Origin of the sequence: Delftia sp. ZNC0008, from assembly GCF_000799035.1 — a bacterium.
GTDB classification, from domain to species: domain Bacteria; phylum Pseudomonadota; class Gammaproteobacteria; order Burkholderiales; family Burkholderiaceae_C; genus Comamonas; species Comamonas tsuruhatensis.
In genome coordinates, this window is record NZ_JTKZ01000820.1 from 1 (window position 1) to 562 (window position 562).

Consider the following 562-nt stretch of genomic DNA (forward strand, 5'->3'; position numbering starts at 1 on the left):
GCGCGACCAGGCCGCGCTGGGCCGCCTGCTGGCCGACAAGGCACAGGCCTCGCAGGCACCGGGAGGCGCGGCATGGATGCTGTGAAGCCGCGCCTCATCGAGGGCCGGGGCACGCCGGAATCGCGCTGGCAGGCCTGGTTTGCGCAGCGCCGGCCAGCGCAGGTATCCATGGACGACCTGCTGGACGGCCGGCGCCGCGCCGTCATCGTCGCGCCACACCCCGATGACGAGATCCTGGGCTGCGCCGGCCTGCTGCGCCGCTGTGCCGAGCGGGGCATGCCCTGCCTCATCGTCTCCGTGACCGATGGCGGAGCCAGCCACCCCGACTCGACGCTGTGGCCGCCGCAGCGGCTGGTGCGCGAGCGCGTGCAGGAGAGCACCCAGGCCCTGGCCCTGCTTGCGCCGCAGGCGCAGGTGCTGCGGCTGGGCCTGCCCGACGGCCATATCGCCGAGCATGCAGCGCAATTGCTGCAGCGGCTGGAGCCGTTGCTGCAGCCCTCGGATGCGCTGTTGTGCACCTGGCGCGAAGACGGGCACCCGGACCACGAGGCCACGGACGCGG

Annotated in this window: 1 protein-coding gene; it reads left to right on the forward strand. The window is 73.8% G+C overall.

Annotated features, from left to right (window positions below; translation table 11 throughout):
* Positions 1–72: 72 nt before the first annotated feature.
* Positions 73–562: PIG-L deacetylase family protein (locus tag L995_RS26155; RefSeq protein WP_047474234.1), on the forward strand; the 490-nt coding region annotated here is incomplete at its 3' end.